We start from the raw sequence: 17186 nt of genomic DNA, 5'->3' as shown, positions 1-17186 counted from the left end.
AAGGAATGTAAATTATGATTGAGAATATGTTTGAAAAGTTTGTAGGTCAATTTGACTTTCGTGAAAGTGAAATTAACAATATGGCACCTTTGGTGCTGGCATATATAGGTGATGCGGTATATGAGGTTTTTATACGTACGCTTTTAGTAAGCGAGGGTAATATTCCTGTACATGTACTTCATAAGCGTTCGATCAATTTTGTAAAAGCTAAAGCGCAATCCGATATTATCCATAGAATAATGGAAAAATTAAACCCGGACGAGCTTGATATTGTGAGAAGAGGAAGGAATGCCAAGTCCGGCACCATTCCAAAAAATGCTGATGTGACAGAATATAAATATGCTACAGGTTTTGAGTCGTTAATAGGGTATCTGTATTTAAGGAAGCAAAACGACCGTTTGATGGAAGTATTGAAGATGGCTATTTCAGAGGGCTGATTTAAGGAATTTGCGAAGCAAATGTCCTGAAATCCAGTGGGGCTAAATGTCCCAAGATTTAATGGCACTCTGAATTTTTGCTATATATCGGCTATTACAATTTGGTTATAATGAGATAAATGTTGGTAGCATTTATCTATAAAAACAATATGTAAAAGACTAAATTTTTGAGAAGAATAGAAATGGTGAGAAAAATTATTAATCATTCTGAATGCAAGCAGACTAAGTATATTTGTAAAGCATTTGAATAGCGTGCTGCAAATTACTGGTAATACTATAAAAGAAAGAGTTGAATAAAATGGCGGATAACAAAAGAAAATTTTATAATGATAGACCACAAAAAAACAGTGAACGCACGGAAAGATTCGGTGAACGCAAAGAAAAATTCAATGAACGACCAGAAAGATCCGGTGGACGACCAGAAAGATCCAATGAGCGGCCGGAAAGATCCAGTGGACGACCAGAAAGATTTAACGAACGACCTCCAAGGATAGAAAATAAAGAAATGGAGGACCTGAATGAAGGCCTGGACAAGCTTGAAGGAAGAAACTCAGTGCTTGAGGCTATAAAATCAGACAGGACTATAAATAAGATACTTGTATCAAAAGGCGACAAGGAAGGCTCCATAAAGCAGATAATTGCTCTGGCAAGGGAAAAGGGAATTATCGTACAGGAAACAGACCGGGTAAGCCTCGATAAAATCTCGACAACCCATTCACATCAGGGAGTAATTGCCTTTGTAGCAGTCAAGGACTACGTTGAGGTTGATGATATTTTGGAAATAGCGCAGTCAAAAGGGGAAGCTCCTTTTATTATAATACTGGACGGAATAACCGATCCTCACAATTTAGGTTCAATATTGAGGACTGCAAACGCAGTTGGAGCCCACGGCGTGGTTATACCGAAAAGAAGAGCAATAGGCCTTACTGCTGCTGTATCAAAGGCATCAGCAGGTGCTATAGAGTATGTACCGGTAGCCAGGGTAACCAACATAGCTCAAACGATTGATTATCTTAAAGAACAGAATTTGTGGGTGGTCGGAACAGATCAATCCGGAGAAAAGTCCTTCTATGAAATCGATTTGAAGGGGCCTATAGCATTGGTAATAGGTAGTGAGGGAGAGGGAATGGGCAAACTCGTCAGCGAAAAATGTGATTTTGTTGTGAATCTGCCTATGAAAGGTCAGATTTCGTCACTCAATGCTGCTGTAGCCGGAGCTATAGTTATGTATGAAATTCTGAAGCAAAGGGGTAAGTGAGGGAAAACCGCCGATTTGTAAGTAAAGTTAAAAAGAAATTTTGAGAATTTGCAATTTATATGTACGAAAAAAAACCAATTTGCCGATATTTATATAGAGAATATTCAAAGGATCATGTTATAAGGTTTGTAATATCTGATTTTTTGGAGCGGAGGATAGTACTACACACTCGTGGGGTCAGAATGATACACCATGAACTTAATGTCCAATATTGATGCGGAATTGGTAAAAAGCTTGAAAAGATGAGCTTGACAAGTAATGTATTCTAAAAGATTACTTGACATTGCATTTTTTTTAGAATATAATTGTCATAGTCGTGCCTTATCGACTGACTTTCGTGACTTTTGACTTGAAGGCATGGTAAATATTATCCTCTATTCTTATAGCATTTTTTCTCTATTTTTTGTAATTAAATTATAACAAGAGGGGGCATTATTTTGAAGTCAAATGCACAGGTTGAGGTAGTTAGATCTTTTAGTACAATGCTTGATGAAGAAATAATTGATGAAACAAAATCCGGCAATCTTAAGGCCCTCGAATACTTGATAAATAAGTACAAAGGTTTTGTGCGCGCAAAGGCAAGAACATACTTCCTTATTGGAGCTGATAGAGAAGACATCATTCAGGAAGGTATGATCGGACTTTACAAAGCTATAAGAGATTTCAGAGAGGACAAGCTTTCTTCATTCCGTGCATTTGCCGAGCTTTGCATTACAAGGCAGATTATTACGGCGATAAAGACAGCTACAAGGCAGAAACATATACCTCTAAATTCTTATATCTCATTAAACAAGCCAATTTTTGATGATGAATCCGATCGTACACTTATGGATATTATCAGTGAAGACACTATAAACGACCCTGAAGAAATGGTAATTAACAGGGAAGAATTTTCAGGTATTGAGGAAAAAATGGGTGAAATCTTGAGCGGATTGGAATGCGAGGTTTTGGCGCTGTATCTTGAAGGCAAATCCTATCAGGAAATAGCTATTGAATTGGACAGGCATGTAAAATCAATTGACAATGCGTTACAGAGAGTAAAACGTAAGCTGGAGAAATATTTGGAAGAAACTAAGCAATAATTTGTATAAAACAAGAAATTACCACTAGACTATTTTTTGTTTTAGTGGTATAATTCTTTTTGCTTCGAAATTGCAGGCGGGTGTAATTCAATGGTAGAATATCAGCTTCCCAAGCTGACTGCGTGGGTTCGATTCCCATCACCCGCTCCACGAAATTTAATATGCCCTCATAGCTCAGTCGGCAGAGCGCATCCATGGTAAGGATGAGGTCCCCGGTCCGATTCCGGGTGAGGGCTCCAGTGATAGAACCCTTGAAACGTTAATTGGTCAGTGTTTCGAGGGTTTTTTGTATTGTATCAAGAATAACCGCATCTACGGAAAAATTTACAATTATTGGTCCGAAAGTAGGCCTAGAAGTAGCTAAATTGGTTTGTGATTGTTGCTGCTACGATGTAGTAAATCCAATGCTTTAACGGCATCTGTTTTATTTGTGGTAAACAATTATTTTTGAATAGGAAAAAATTAATTTATTACTATTTTGTTGATGAGCTATAAGGCATTTTTGTATTAAAATTACTTTCTTTGTTATCGGTTAAGCCCTACCTTTTTATAAGTTTCTTAAGTATTTACTAGAAATAGTTTGCAACACTAAAAGTGCAAGCTATTTACATAGAATATGGAAATCAAGATATCTATATCTTTTTCTAGGGTATTTGTCATGTTCCATCAAAGCTAAAGTATTACTTTATTGTCCTAATGATGTTTATAATGGTTTGGGCTAGTTCGTATGACAATAATTCAAGGATTCAGGGTATTAATATAAAATTAATATAAAATAGAAAATAATGATTTGTAATAAGATTAATGTTTGTGGTATAATTTGTTTGTTGTACCATTAAAAACTTTGGATGATAAAAATTGAGTAATAATGGGTATAGAAGATTCTTAGCTAATTTGATATAAGTCCATAATAAATTAATAAGAAAATTAGTAGTCCAGCCATATGATGTGTATATTGTGTAGTAATATTTATGATAGAAAAAGAAGTAAAGAACTTATTATTCAAAAATCACTTGTATATATTTATATAGTTAATAGATTTTTAGAATATAAATAAAGACTAATGCAAAAAGAGTATAGGGCATTAGGTAGGGATTTTTGAATGGAAATAATCTAATTGTGTAATGGATGACCCACTTGGGAGGACTCATATGGAAAGTTTTGCATTATGGTATGAAGAAAAACAAACAAAAGAAACTGCAACTGAAGCAAGTATTCAGTTCAATTTGTTTAGAATACGTGTTAGTGATTCTAAGTTTTCATTAAAAAAACAGGATGTTTTTCTTGATATAGGCATTAAGATAAATGTAGACAATATTAATAAAATCTTCTTTTTCCTACCTTTTGTAATATCAAAAAGTGAGATAATGGATTTGGGGGGGAAATTACAAGATCAGATTATACTTACAGGAATATTCAATGAAAATTATAAACTAACAACGGGAAACCCAAAACATATTACGGTAAACAAAGATCAACCAGACGAATTTGCGGTTTACTTTTTGGATGTTACGAATGATGTAGAATTAAACAATAAATATAATGGTTCAATTCTTTGTATTAATACTAAAAATATGAATCAAAATAAGCGATATTATTTGCGGTTTAGAATTTTTTCGAAAAGTTTAAAGATGTTACAAAAAAAATATAATCCTAAGAATTTATTGCTACAAAGTGCAATTACGACTAAAGACGTTATTGATTTTAAACTTAATATTCTGAGAAGTTTACCGTTGTCACTAGTTGAAGATATGGAAAGTGTAAAAAATAAGAGATTTATCGTTAGTGACATACGTTTCTTTTTAATAACGAAAGCTGAATCTGATGTAATTGATAGTAATATAGAGGTATATACATATCGGATACTAGAATCCAAAATTTGGGAAAAATATATTGCAAAACAAAATTTAGACAAAGACATGATTGTTTACCATTGGAAATCAAAAAATAATTCAGATTCATATAATATATTAATTAAAATTCAACATTATGTGTGCAATTTTAAAACTATTGCGATATATTTAGTTATTTTATGTATAATGAGTATATTTTTCAATATTGCATCAAATTTGGTTTATCGAAGTATAGAAGCGTATGAAAGCAATATAAATACTGCAGAGGTTAATAATTACAACGAAAAATCAAATAATAAGATAGTAGAGGTTAATAAAAACTATGAAAAATCAAATAATAAAAAGTAGCCAAGTATTATTGTTATCAAGCTTTCAAAATCAAAAAGAAACTTTTTGCAGATATGTGAATCGGATTTATTTTTTTTTAATGAAACTTAATATTGAGTACCCTGGATTTGCGGGTTGGTACTATAATAAGGTAATACCCAATATTACTAAAACTAATCAAAAAGATATACTTTTATTTTTAGTAAATGAAACAATTGCAGGAGTTTCAATTATAAAAGCAGAAGATGAAGAACGGAAGATATGTACATTAATGGTTAATAGTAACTTCCGGAAGAACGGAATTGGTATGATATTATTTAACAAAAGTTTTGAAATTTTAGGAACAGAAAAACCTGTTCTTACTATTTCAGAAAATAGAATAACTGAGTTTTCGAAACTATTTTCATATTATGGTTTCGAGATGGCTTCTGTTTGCAATAATTATTATAAAGAGGGAATGAGCGAATATTGTTTTAATGGGAACTTACATGGAGATTTTTATAAAAGAGAAAGTATTATATTAGATAAGAACAAGCAATTTGTTAATTTTATATAAATATATGAGGATAATATGTGTACAATCTTGCTACCAATAAAACCTGAATATGTTAAGAGTATATTTGATGGAGAAAAGAAATATGAATACCGAAAGACAAAGTGCACACGAGCTAGTGTCAGCAGAATTATTATCTATGCAACTTTTCCGGCTAAGAGAATTGTAGGAGAGGCTAAAGTTGTGGAAATAGTAGTTGATACGCCAGAAAATGTTTGGGAAAATACAAAAAAATATTCTGGTGTAAATAAGACTTCATATGACAAATATTTTCAAAATAAAGAATTTGCAGTTGCATACCGACTTGATGAAGTTGTTAAATATGAATATAAATTAGATTTGAAGGATATTGGTATTACTTTTATACCTCAATCCTTTATTTATATTGATGAAATAAGTTTTTCAAAGCAGAAAAAATCCTTTTTAGATTAGGAAACCATTATGAAAATAAGAGTAATAACAGATTTTTATGATATTTTGGTAAATCAAAAAACATTGAAAGTAATTCCAGATAATATAGAATTTTTCAAAGAATTAAGGGAGGTTCTTTCCGTTGACTTAGTAGTGTCAAATTCTAGTGATCAAATAAAAATAGAACTTCAAAAATATAAATTATCTGATTTATTTGAAAATATTATTCCAATTAGGGATATCAGCGAAATAAAAAATCTTTTTTCAAAGTATGGTAAAAAGTATGATTTAATACTTTATTTCAACAACTATTACAAAGAATCATTTATGGAAGATAATATAATTTATTTGCCCATAGATCTAAATAGCGAGTTAGATAGATATATTAACTTTAGTTTTGTTGGTCATGCTAAGAACAAACTTTTATATAATGAGTTGTCTGAGTACTATAATATTGCGATTGATAAAGATACTGAACAGGAAGTTGAATTTCTAAACAATATTTTTTTAGATCATTATGGCAAGACTGAAAAGGTCTTAGATTGTTGTTGTGGTATAGGAAGACATAGTGCTTTGTTAGCAAAAAAGGGGTATCAAGTTACAGGCATAGATGTCTCGCAAAATCAAATAAAAAATGCTAATAGATTCAATTCCCATATGAAAATAAACTATATTAACGGTGATGTAAGAGACTTTGCATTACCAGAACATGATTATGATTGTGCTATCTGTATGTGGACATCATATAATTATTTTTCAACCGATTCTGATATTCGAGGTTTTATTAAAAGTGCGTATGAGCATCTTAAGAATAAAGGGTTACTTGTTTTAGATTCAAAGAATTTTTTTCCCTTAAAAAAGTTTAGGACATATATAAGAACAACCGAAGATAAAAATATTGAGTTGAGCTTAATAATATTTAAAAAAATAATTAATAATATACAAAATGGACATTATTTATATTTATTAAGAGATAAGAAATGTAATAATTATAGTTTTTTTAAAGATGAAGAAATTGCAAAAATTTATTCAATAAAGGATTTAGAGAGTATATGCAGAGGGTATTTTAGTATTGAAGCTGTTTATGGAGATTTTAATAAGGAAAACTATTATGAAGAATCAAGCGATAGACTTATTATTGTATTATCTAAGGAAAGTAGATAACTTTTACCCGTTTCTTGGGGCGTAACAATAAACATATTGGAATCGCTATCGTAAAAGTGCTCCACTCTGGTGCACCTTTACAGCTTAATAATGCTGCATAAAATGACACCACCACTAATGCCTTTATTCATTGACGTTCAGCAGTTAACTAATGTATTGTGAACATTATACAATCACAGCTTTCAATTCACAATAAATATTTTTTTAAATATCAAGGTACTAAATTGAAAGGTATTTTTGAGGGCCACTTTTCTTTTCTCATGAAAAGAAAGAATACTTATCTACAAACAAAAAACCGACTCGCATTTGAGCCGGTTAATCCCTTCATTTTCTGCCATCTTTTATTCGATATCCTTCTCCATTCATATTTAGAATGGTCGATCTATGTACCAGTCTATCCACTAAGGCGGTTGCCATTATTGAGTCTCCAATAAAATCAGGCCATTTGGAGAATTCCAGATTACTTGTAACGATAGTGCTTCTTACCTCGTATCTGGCGGCAAGTACCTGAAAAAGCAGATTTGAGCTACGCTGATCTAGTGTAAGGTACCCAAGTTCGTCTAAAACCAGCAATTGGCACTTATTCAAGGAATTAAGCATACTTGAAAGGTGCTTTTCCGACTGGGCTTCGGATAATTGTGTTACCAGATCGGACGCTCTCCTGAATCTTACCGAATAACCTTTTCGTATTGCTTCCATAGCAAGAGCAGTCATAAGATGAGTTTTGCCAGTGCCACTGTTACCTATTGCAACAATGTTTGTACGATTTGCAATAAACTCGCACTGAAGTAGCTCCATCACTTCTTCACGTTTTAAAAATGGCAACCGTTCTTCACTGAACTGAAATGTATCAATTGTTTTCTGTATTAGGAATCCTGCAGCCTTGATTCTGCGTTTGATTAGTTCACGATCCTTCAAATCAGTTTCAAGCTGCAGCAGGTGCAAAAGATTTTCTTCAAATGTAGATGAAGTTTTGACATGTTTCCTAAAACTTGATATAGCAGGTAAGTTCAGTTTGCTTGATAATCGCTGAATTTCAACTTCATTTTGTGATATTTCCACTAACGTCATCTCCCTTCGTAATCAAGGAATCATATATTTCAAGTCCCTTGTGTTCTACAACTAAGTCATCCGTTATCTTCACCGGTTCTTTTAATTCAAGCAGCATCCGTACCAGATTCAAAGAAGGACTCTTTGTATTGTTAGCCTGTGCAATAGCTAAAAGCAACTGCTCCTTTTCAACCTGACGTCCCAGTAACAGGATATCCACCAACTGTTTCTTGGGATCAATCTCTCTGCATAGTCTCAGAAAATCAGAGCATTCGTTTGGCATAATGCCTTGTTTTAGAACTACCGCATGATTTATGGCTCGTGGCTTTCTCTCAAGGATTTCAAGATAATGATCAAGAATATATTGGTGGTCATTCTTTTTAAGTGCTCTATTGTGCTTGTAAACTTCTTGTCCATGATAAAATATTGATATATGAAAAGGAGATATGCGCAAAGTTACTTCTCTTCCGGCCAGATACTTAGGTACAGAATATCGTACATCCTGATAACGTACAGTAAGATCAGTGTGAACCAGAGCTTTAACAATGAAGCCTGTATCAAGCGGTGATTCTGGTAGCATCAGCATGTGGCTGCGTTCATCTTTAAAGCGATCCCATATTGTATTTTCCTGTCCTTTGATAACATGAGTTCTGGCATATTGAATACACCGATTTGTGACATGCTCCTGAAGCTGTGCATAGCTTTCAACATATGGCATAGGAGTAAACGCTATTCTTCTGACTATTGAAACAGCATTTTCAACTACACCTTTCTCCCATCCAGCTGCAACATTACAAAACACAGGGGTAAATCCATAATGTGCTTCAAGTCTTATGAACTGCTCCTGCTTTTCGGCATGCTTACCACTACCGCTTTTGACAGCCGTTCTGAGATTATCATAAATACATTGTCTAGGAATTCCGCAAATATGCTCAAACGTTCTGATATGAGCATCAAGAAAGGAAATCATACTTTTATCGGGATAAACGAACCCAACAATATATCCGCTGTAAGGAAACGCTGCAACAAACACCGAAACTACTGTTTTAGTTCCTGATATCACTGCGGTCATATCACCCCAGTCAAATTGTACTGATTCTCCTGGTTCATGTGATATTGGAATAAATATTTCCGGAGTTCTGCTTTTAAGTTCTCGTACATACTGAGTTATGGTTGAATAGCCTACAGGAACACCTTTTTCGCGTACAAGATATTGCCAGATATCTCTGAGACTTAACTGCTGCTTACGCGGCATACTTTTGTTTTTTTCGAGCATAGCAATAACCTCTGTCTCTACAAGTCTTCTAATAGGCGCAGAACAAGTCCGTGTCTTTTCAACATCAGGAATCACCGCTCCCTTGCAATATTTCCGTACGGTTCTTCTGCTGATTCCAAGCTTATCAGCAATATTTCTCATGCTATGCTGTTCCACAGTATACAATTGACGTATGGTTTTATACATCTGCATATCAATTGACATTTAACTCATCTCCATTCCTGGGTTTCCCTGGGGAAATCTCATGTAAAGTCAGTGCAGCATCAACAATACCGCATAAACGAAGCATCAAAGCTCTTGCTGATAAAGCTATTTCTTTTTGGGAAATGATTTCTGTAGGGTTGAGTTTGGATATCTGTTCTTCAATATCCTTAATACAATGGATTAAGAGCAAAAAATCATTTCGTAAGATTCTGATTGAAGCATTGCAATCCTTTTTATCTTTTACAGGTGAAGCTTTCACACCTAACTCCTGAATTTTTGTTAATGCGTGTCGTGGCTCACTGATAATCTGTTCTTTCAAGGATTGCGGACAATCTTGCTTGTTTAGTGCCGCAGTCAACACTTCTACTCCCGACTTTGGAATACTATCTCTTAATACATTAATTGCAAAGCCATGCTGCATTTCGTTGGGAAGTCTGGAGATTTCCTGAGCACTATGGGGACACAACTGCTTCATAATTACCATTTCACAAACTGCAGGGTGAAGTTTGGTTGCAAGGCTAACCCTTTTGTTTACCCACGCAGGTGATTTCCCAAGAAGTTCGCTGATTTGAAGTTGTGTATAGTTGCGTGCCTTAATCAGCTGTGATATTAATATTGCTTCACTCAAGGCAGAAGATGCTCTTGGAATGGATGACAGCAGCAAAGAAAGTTTATGGGAATCATCCTCATCAACAACAGGTACAGCTACTGCATTAATATTTTTGGCGCCTATTTCTTTTAGTGAAAGAAATTCACATTCACCAGAAAGCAGCCGTTTAGTGCCATCCGGACAATTACCTATAACCGGAGGCGTGACAATTCCGTACTCGCGAATGAAACGGCTGCAGCGTTCAATATCCTGTCTGGTCACAGACAGTGCAAGCACTTGATTATCTTTAATACATGATGTTTCAATCTGAAAAACTTGATTTTGTACTTCATTCATAATGAAGCACCTCCCTTCATGATAAATCGTATCAAAGGGAATGGTGCAGAGATATATACAAAACCATATTATCAAATCAGCAGGCAGCAATATTTCATAAATCGTTCATATGGCAAAAGAGATTCTTTAAAATGGATATCGAGGATTGGGCTGAAAATATGTGCAAGCACTGGAGCTACCGCCTTTTTTATACTCTTTAGCTTTGGAGATGTTTTGCATTTCGGTGATCCTGGCAACGCTGTCTTCAATAAGGAATTTTCATCATATTGATTTGCATAAAGTAAAGATTGCAACAGATCAATATTAGCAGCCATTCTTGAAAATACTCTACTTATTGTGGAATGACTAAAACCCGGTATTCCAAACTTTTGGGCTGTTTTCATGGCAGCCTTACGCATCGATATTCCTGTAAGATAAAGTGCGATGGCATAGAAGTAAACAAATATGGGGTAAGGCCTGTATGAGAACTTAAAAGCTGGCATAACAATGATTGGATTAGAGTTATCTGCCACAATGATAGGACATTTAACCTGTATTTCCCGATAATTAAGTATTAAACGTTGAAAATGTAGTTTTCCTGAAATTAGCCTAGCAGAGCGAAGTTGAAGGTATTCTTCGCGAGATATTTGCAGGTAATATGTATGTGGTTTCTTGTAGTTTTGCGGGAATAATGATATATTTTCCATATGTGTGACACTCTCATACATTCTAAAAAAGTCTGCGTTTCTCTGGGAAAAGTTGGCAGGCTTTTTTATTTTGTATTTTTCCCATAGTGGTGCTATTTAAGACAGCGGCTACAAAAAAAGGACCCAGTAAGTGGTCCACATTTATGATAGCAGTGGTGTCATTTTTGGTATACAATTAGATCAGTAATTCCAACATATTTACAACACCAAAATCATCAATGAAGATGTCTACCGTTTTATACAGATTTCATTAAAACCTATACCATGATTACATCAATAGTTGACGGTTAATCCTTACCTATGTTGTAGCCAATCAAGGTTGTTTCTGATTTCTACTGCTTCCGAGTGCAAAGGAAAAAGCTTTATTAATTGGACTTAGGTTAGTTACGTTAGGGGGGATTCTCTAGTGTAACTCTGTTAATCTCAAGGATATACACAACCGCTAAAACTTTAATGGTTAATAGTGTTATAAACCCTAAGTCTTGGTACCTCATCCTCTGTAATATGTAATGTCAGTTCCCTATAATGCCTCATAGTTCTTTTTTCTTTTGAGGTAAAGTTTTATCAACAACATCGATATTACTGGCTTCATTTTCAGTCCATTCCTCTGCTAAATTCACGGTATTAATATTGGAAAAATCCAATAGATCTTTAATTTTAAAGTTAAATTTTATTTTGTGGGGACACTTTAATTCCCAATCTAATAAGTTTGGTTTGCATAAATAAATATATCGTCGGTCTTGGTAAGCTAGCGGAAATAGTTTTCGAAATAATTTTGTAAAAATTTTATTGCAACAGGTCGATAAAATTTGAAATTGTAAAAAACTATCAGCTATAGTAATTGCCCTTTATTTACAATAATGATATTATAAAAATTAGATAATTTTGAATTAAATTTTGGAGGTATCTTGTAATGGGTAAACCTTTTGAAGGTACACTAGAAAAAATTGAGGAAACAATTGATTTTGCAAACAAAACGGAAGTAAAACTAGTAAGTGATTTTTTTAATAGGTTAGAAAAAAAACCATTAGTTATAATTGGATCCGGAGGCTCAATAACAGTAGCTCATACATTAGCTCTTCTTTATGAAGAGGTTGGAGGGATCTCGAAAGTTACAACTCCTTATGAACTTCTTATGCTTCAGAAAGTGCTAAACAGCAGTAATATATCTTTGGTTACAGCAGGTGGAGGTAACCCAGATATAATTTCTTCATATAAGCTTATAGAAAAATGTGATCCTAGTAATTTACTTGTACTATGTACTAGGAAAGATAGTCCACTAGAAAAGTCAATTAGTGTAAGCGATAATATAAAAGGAGTATTTACTGACTTGCCCTGTGGAAAAGATGGATTTTTAGCAGTAAATTCTATACTTGCATCAATAATAATGTTGATTAGGGCATTTAATGAATCATTTAACAGGCACTATGATATAAGTAAATACAAGTTTGTTACATATGATATGTTCATAAGGGAAAGTAAAATTAAAGAACTTTTAGGTAAAGAAACTCTGATTGTATTATATGGTGGCTGGGGTATGCCAGCTGCGGTTGATATAGAATCAAAATTCTCTGAAGCAGCTTTAGGGAATATACTATTAACAGATTATAGAAACTTTGCACATGGAAGACATCATTGGCTTTCAAAACGTAGTGAAAGTACTGGTGTAATTGCATTGGTTACCCCATCAGACGTACAAATAGCTGAACGTACATTAAATTTAATTCCGGATAAAATACCTAAAGTTAAAATTGAAACAATCTTCAACGATGCCGTGGCCACTATTGATTTGATTGTTAAAGTCTTTTATATTGTGAATGAGTTTGGGAAATTTGTTGGAATAGATCCAGGGAATCCAAAGGTACCTTTATTCGGACGTAATATATATAATTTAAAATATTCTATTGATAAAAAATGTATTTACGACAGTAAAACAATTAAATCTAAGGAGCAATTTGCGATAATAAGGAAGACAAAGATACAATCATTATCTGATTTATCTGAGCAAGAAATTAAATTTTGGAGAAGTAAATATCAAGATTATATTGATAGGTTATCAAATACAACTTTTGGTGCTATCGTTTTAGATTATGATGGAACTATATGTAGCTTAGATGATAGATTCAAAGGACCTTCAGAGGACATAATAGAAGAATTAACAAGATTATTAAATGCGGATATTCTTGTAGGCATAGCTACAGGTAGAGGTAAATCTGTAAGAAAAGATTTGAGAAATTCTATACATAATGAAAATTGGTGTAAAGTTATTATTGGCTACTATAATTGTAGTAAAATCAGCTATTTACATGAAGAGGTTGACTTGTCAGACGATGCCTTTGATGATTATCTGAATAAGTTTTATCAGGTAATGTTAAAGGATAGCCCTATAAGTATTATTAGCGAAATTGAGGTGAGACCAAAGCAAATTAGTATTATCCCACACGATATTAAAAGAAAAAAATACTGTCTGGAATTATTAGAAGAACTAATTGAAAAATTTGACTATAGGGATAAATTAAAGGTTTTTATGTCAAGCCATTCAATTGATTTATTCAATTATCAAGTAAGTAAAGTAGATCTACTAAATGATTGTATTAAAAAAGTAGATGGACTTAGTGTCCTATGTATTGGTGATAGTGGGGAGCATCTTGGAAATGATAGTGAGATGCTTATGCATATACATTCATTAAGTGTTGGAAGTGTTTCAAATCTATGGGACTGCTGTTGGAACATTTCATCACCTAGTGTACATGGAGTCCGTGCCACAAAAAGTTATCTCAGTTCACTTGATGTAGTTGATTCGGGCAAATTTGTATTTAATAAAAAAAAATTTAATAAAGCTAAATAAAAGAGGGTTTGATTATGAAAGGTGAATTAGCTGAAAGACTTTTAAGTGTAGTAATGGGATGGGATGCTTCAAATGTTGCTGAGGAAAGGCCAGTAATACAAATGTTAGCTGAATATAAGTATGATGAATACCAACAGTACTCACCAGGTATGAGATTTATAGAAAGCCTTGCACTTTGGTTAAATCAATTTGATAAGAGTGAAAGAGAACCAGCTCTTAATTTTATTAAAGATAACCTTGTGTTTATTTCATTAGAAGAAATGACACATTTGGTCGCTATTTCTTTTAATGATTTTATAAAGCCTAAGCTTATTGAAAAGGTAGCAAAGTACTTGGAAAAAGATCCTTTTGAACAAATGAAGGAAGTAGTAAGCGATTTGAATTATGAAATTTCTTTAAGAAGATGTTTATTCCTCGGCCTAAGCGATGGTGCACATATTGATATTTTTAGACGATATAATAATTCCTTAAGTAATGAACAAATTTGTTTAAGCTATGATATACCAAATAAAAAGTTGTGCGAGCTTAAGGAAGAACTCAGCAAAGATATAGACGAGTCTCTAAAAAATAATAACAAGGATTTACAAATTGAAAAAAAGTTTAATACAATTGTTTTATTAGATGATTTTACCGGAAGTGGAATAAGTTATTTGAGAAAAGAAGGAGATGAATGGAAAGGTAAAATAAGTAAAGTTATCAGTGAAATAAAGAACCAAAAAAATATATTTTCTAAAAAAATAGATGTATTTATTGTTCTTTATATAGCTACTGAAAAAGCAAAAACTTATTTGTTAGAAGTACTTCAACAATATAAAGAAGATTTTTGCAAAGAAACAAATTTTACACTAATTACCGTAATGAATCTAGAAGGGATCAATGTTGAAACCGAAAAGCATAGCGACTTTTTAGAGCTAGCAAAAAATCATTTTGATGAAATAATTATAGATAAGCATTTTAAAAAGGGCAATTATAAAAGGCCTTTCTTGGGATTTGATGAGTGTGCATTACCAATAGTTATTTTTCATAACACCCCAAACAACACTCTTCCGATTATATGGTTTGGTGACAAATGTAAGGTTAAAGGACTGTTTCCTCGAGTAAGTAGGCATAAGGAGGAACTCTATGAAAAGAATACGTAATCCTTTTTTTATGAAATACTCAGAAAGCATAGACTCCGGAGATTTGTTCTTAAGATTATTCGAACCTGAAGTTCTAGATATACTTAACAAAGAAAAAATATGGAATTCTATACAAACTATTCGTAGTTCGCCAGGTGGTGGGAAGACAACTCTTTTTAATGTTTTCACTCCTAATGTTTTAAATACCCTGTACCGACTAAGGAAAACAGAAGAATATAATGAATGTTTTAGGAAAATGAAAAACATTGGTGCAATATCTGAAACTGGTCCAGACGTTTTAGGAGTTATTATTTCATGTGCACGAAATTACGTTATATTTGATGATATTATACCAGATGAAAACTATAGTATCGCTTTATTCTTTACACTTTTTAACGTAAGGATTATTTTAGCTTTAATGAGAAGTGCTCTAGAATTAAAAGGATTAAATTTCCCTGCTGATATTGAGAGAATAAAGGTTATAGGTATACCAGATGAATTTCACCATATGATGTCTGTAAGTGAAAACTCAACTATAGGTGGCAGAGAACTATATAACTGGGCTTGCGAAAATGAAAAGAATATATGTAAATTAATTGATAGCTTTGATGTACCTAATAAGCATGATATGTATGGAAGAAATCTACAGTTGCTTTTATATTCCCTTCTGCTTTTTAACCCGCAGAATTTGCTAGTAGATAATCAAAGGGTAGCAGATAAGATCTTAATAATGTTTGATGATGTACATAAACTTTCCTATAGGCAAAGACATAGCCTATTAAGCCAGTTATTTCAATTTAGGCCCAAGACAAGCGTATGGATAGCTGAAAGGCTTGAAGTGTTGGGTATGCAAGATTTTTTTGGTTCTGACGGTACTGTCGGAAGAGAATATGATCCACCTATTTACCTTGAAACATACGCATCAAGTATTGGGAAAAAATTTGAAAAAATATTAATAAGTATAGCTGATAGAAGAGTTAGATTGTCAAACAGTAGTAGAATTGCATCATTTAGTGATTGCTTAAAGAATGAATTACTTTTTTCAGATATTAAATTAGCTGAAGTATATGAAAATTCAGTAAAAATAGTAAAGAATCGAATTTTAGAGAAAACAAAAAATAATTCCGATTACAAAGAGTGGATTAGTGAGAGGGAAAAATTTGATGGTTCTCCTAGAGAAAAAGCTTTATCTTGGAAGACTTTAGAAATAATAATTAATAGAGACTTAAATAACGCACAAATGAAACTTGATCTCGGTATACCATATTCTTATGATGAATTAGAAGAAAGAGAGTATAAATCATCAAATATTAAGGAGGCAGCTGAATTTTACTTAGCAGTTGAGTTTGGATTGCCGTACTATTTTGGAATAGATGAACTTACAAGCCTATCCTCTCATAATATTGAACAATTTCTATACTTTGCGGGAGAATTATTTGAGGAAAGCATATCTGCAGAATTAATAAGGAAAGATTATGCTCTAACTCCTGAAAGGCAGGAAAAAATTCTTAAACGATCCTCATCTGTAAGGTGGAATGAGTTGTCTCGAAGGGTTCCATATGGAAGTAATGTTGTTTGTTTTTTAGAAAACGTATGTAATTATGCGTTAAAAGACCTTCAAAAAGGAACAGCTTCATATCCAAGTGCAGGCACAATAACTGGAATAGCAATTAGTGTGATGAACAAGGACGATTTAATTGATAGCTATAATAATCCGAAAAATAAAGCATATAGCTTACTTGCAAATGTTTTGTCATCTTGTTTGACATATAATTTGCTTGAGATGAAGGACATAAGCCAAGGAGGAAAGAAATGGACAGTTCTGTATTTAAATAGATGGATATGTTTGCATTTTGGACTACCTTTAAAACAAGGTGGTTGGAAATCTAAAACCTTAAATGAGTTATATAAATGGTGTAACAACAAGGTCTCTCAAGATATAGATTTAAATCAAATTTCTTTATACTAAGGGG

General features: G+C 33.1%; 14 protein-coding genes and 2 tRNA genes. 12 read left to right on the top strand and 4 right to left on the bottom strand.

Features of this window, described 5'->3' with window-relative positions; genetic code table 11:
- Positions 1-14 precede the first annotated feature (14 nt).
- From ACECE_RS0209765 to ACECE_RS0209725, 9 genes are all read left to right on the top strand, one after another.
- Positions 15-437 carry a Mini-ribonuclease 3 gene (locus ACECE_RS0209765; protein WP_010681025.1) on the top strand — a complete coding sequence of 141 codons (423 nt, stop codon included), beginning with the start codon at positions 15-17 and terminating at the stop codon, positions 435-437.
- 505 nt (positions 438-942) lie between these two features.
- Positions 943-1695 (top strand): 23S rRNA (guanosine(2251)-2'-O)-methyltransferase RlmB, encoded by a 753-nt coding sequence (rlmB, locus tag ACECE_RS0209760; protein ID WP_083878553.1) that lies wholly within the window; start codon positions 943-945, stop codon positions 1693-1695.
- 437 nt (positions 1696-2132) lie between these two features.
- Complete coding sequence (gene sigH, locus ACECE_RS0209755; RefSeq protein ID WP_010681023.1) at positions 2133-2777, top strand: RNA polymerase sporulation sigma factor SigH; 645 nt, start codon at positions 2133-2135, stop codon at positions 2775-2777.
- Between the two features lie 76 nt (positions 2778-2853).
- A tRNA-Gly gene (locus tag ACECE_RS0209750) sits at positions 2854-2927 on the top strand.
- Positions 2928-2940: 13 nt separating this feature from the next.
- Positions 2941-3016: transfer RNA gene (locus tag ACECE_RS0209745), tRNA-Thr, on the top strand.
- Positions 3017-3928: 912 nt separating this feature from the next.
- Entirely contained in the window at positions 3929-4978 is a 1050-nt protein-coding gene (locus tag ACECE_RS0209740) for a hypothetical protein (protein WP_010681022.1), read from the top strand.
- Between the two features lie 79 nt (positions 4979-5057).
- Entirely contained in the window at positions 5058-5513 is a 456-nt protein-coding gene (locus tag ACECE_RS0209735; RefSeq protein WP_162862514.1) for a hypothetical protein, read from the top strand.
- Positions 5514-5528: 15 nt separating this feature from the next.
- Positions 5529-5942, top strand: a complete 414-nt coding sequence (locus tag ACECE_RS0209730) for an ASCH domain-containing protein (protein WP_010681020.1) — start codon at positions 5529-5531, stop codon at positions 5940-5942.
- A 9-nt stretch (positions 5943-5951) separates the two neighbouring features.
- Positions 5952-7085 (top strand): class I SAM-dependent methyltransferase, encoded by a 1134-nt coding sequence (locus ACECE_RS0209725; RefSeq protein WP_010681019.1) that lies wholly within the window; start codon positions 5952-5954, stop codon positions 7083-7085.
- Between the two features lie 324 nt (positions 7086-7409).
- On the opposite strand, the gene istB is transcribed toward ACECE_RS0209725, so the two are convergent.
- The 4 genes from istB to ACECE_RS0209705 all read right to left on the bottom strand — a co-directional run bounded on the left by istB (position 7410) and on the right by ACECE_RS0209705 (position 11247).
- A complete protein-coding gene (istB, locus tag ACECE_RS0209720; protein WP_407636651.1) occupies positions 7410-8156 on the bottom strand; it encodes an IS21-like element helper ATPase IstB in 747 nt (248 codons plus the stop codon).
- A complete protein-coding gene (gene istA, locus ACECE_RS0209715) occupies positions 8128-9615 on the bottom strand; it encodes an IS21 family transposase (protein ID WP_010681017.1) in 1488 nt (495 codons plus the stop codon). Before istA ends, istB begins: the two co-directional genes overlap by 29 nt.
- The gene (locus ACECE_RS0209710) at positions 9605-10561 is read right to left on the bottom strand and encodes a ParB/RepB/Spo0J family partition protein (protein WP_010681016.1); all 957 of its coding nucleotides are present in this window, start codon (positions 10559-10561) and stop codon (positions 9605-9607) included. The genes istA and ACECE_RS0209710 overlap by 11 nt, the downstream gene beginning before the upstream one ends.
- Before the next feature lie 71 nt (positions 10562-10632).
- Positions 10633-11247, bottom strand: coding sequence for a hypothetical protein (locus ACECE_RS0209705; protein WP_010681015.1), 615 nt, complete (start codon positions 11245-11247; stop codon positions 10633-10635).
- 913 nt (positions 11248-12160) lie between these two features.
- On the opposite strand from ACECE_RS0209705, the gene ACECE_RS0209700 reads away from it, so the two are divergent.
- Genes ACECE_RS0209700 through ACECE_RS0209690 form a run of 3 tightly spaced genes read left to right on the top strand, consistent with a single transcriptional unit; the run spans position 12161 to position 17182 of the window.
- On the top strand, positions 12161-14095 hold the full coding sequence (locus ACECE_RS0209700; protein ID WP_010681014.1) for an HAD family hydrolase: 1935 nt from the start codon (positions 12161-12163) through the stop codon (positions 14093-14095).
- Between the two features lie 14 nt (positions 14096-14109).
- On the top strand, positions 14110-15234 hold the full coding sequence (locus ACECE_RS0209695) for a phosphoribosyltransferase-like protein (RefSeq protein ID WP_010681013.1): 1125 nt from the start codon (positions 14110-14112) through the stop codon (positions 15232-15234).
- Positions 15218-17182, top strand: coding sequence for an ORC-CDC6 family AAA ATPase (locus ACECE_RS0209690; protein WP_010681012.1), 1965 nt, complete (start codon positions 15218-15220; stop codon positions 17180-17182). Before ACECE_RS0209695 ends, ACECE_RS0209690 begins: the two co-directional genes overlap by 17 nt.
- The last annotated feature ends 4 nt before the right edge of the window (positions 17183-17186 follow it).

This window comes from Acetivibrio cellulolyticus CD2 (assembly GCF_000179595.2).
GTDB lineage: Bacteria > Bacillota > Clostridia > Acetivibrionales > Acetivibrionaceae > Acetivibrio > Acetivibrio cellulolyticus.
This window is presented reverse-complemented; position numbering and strand designations above follow the sequence as displayed.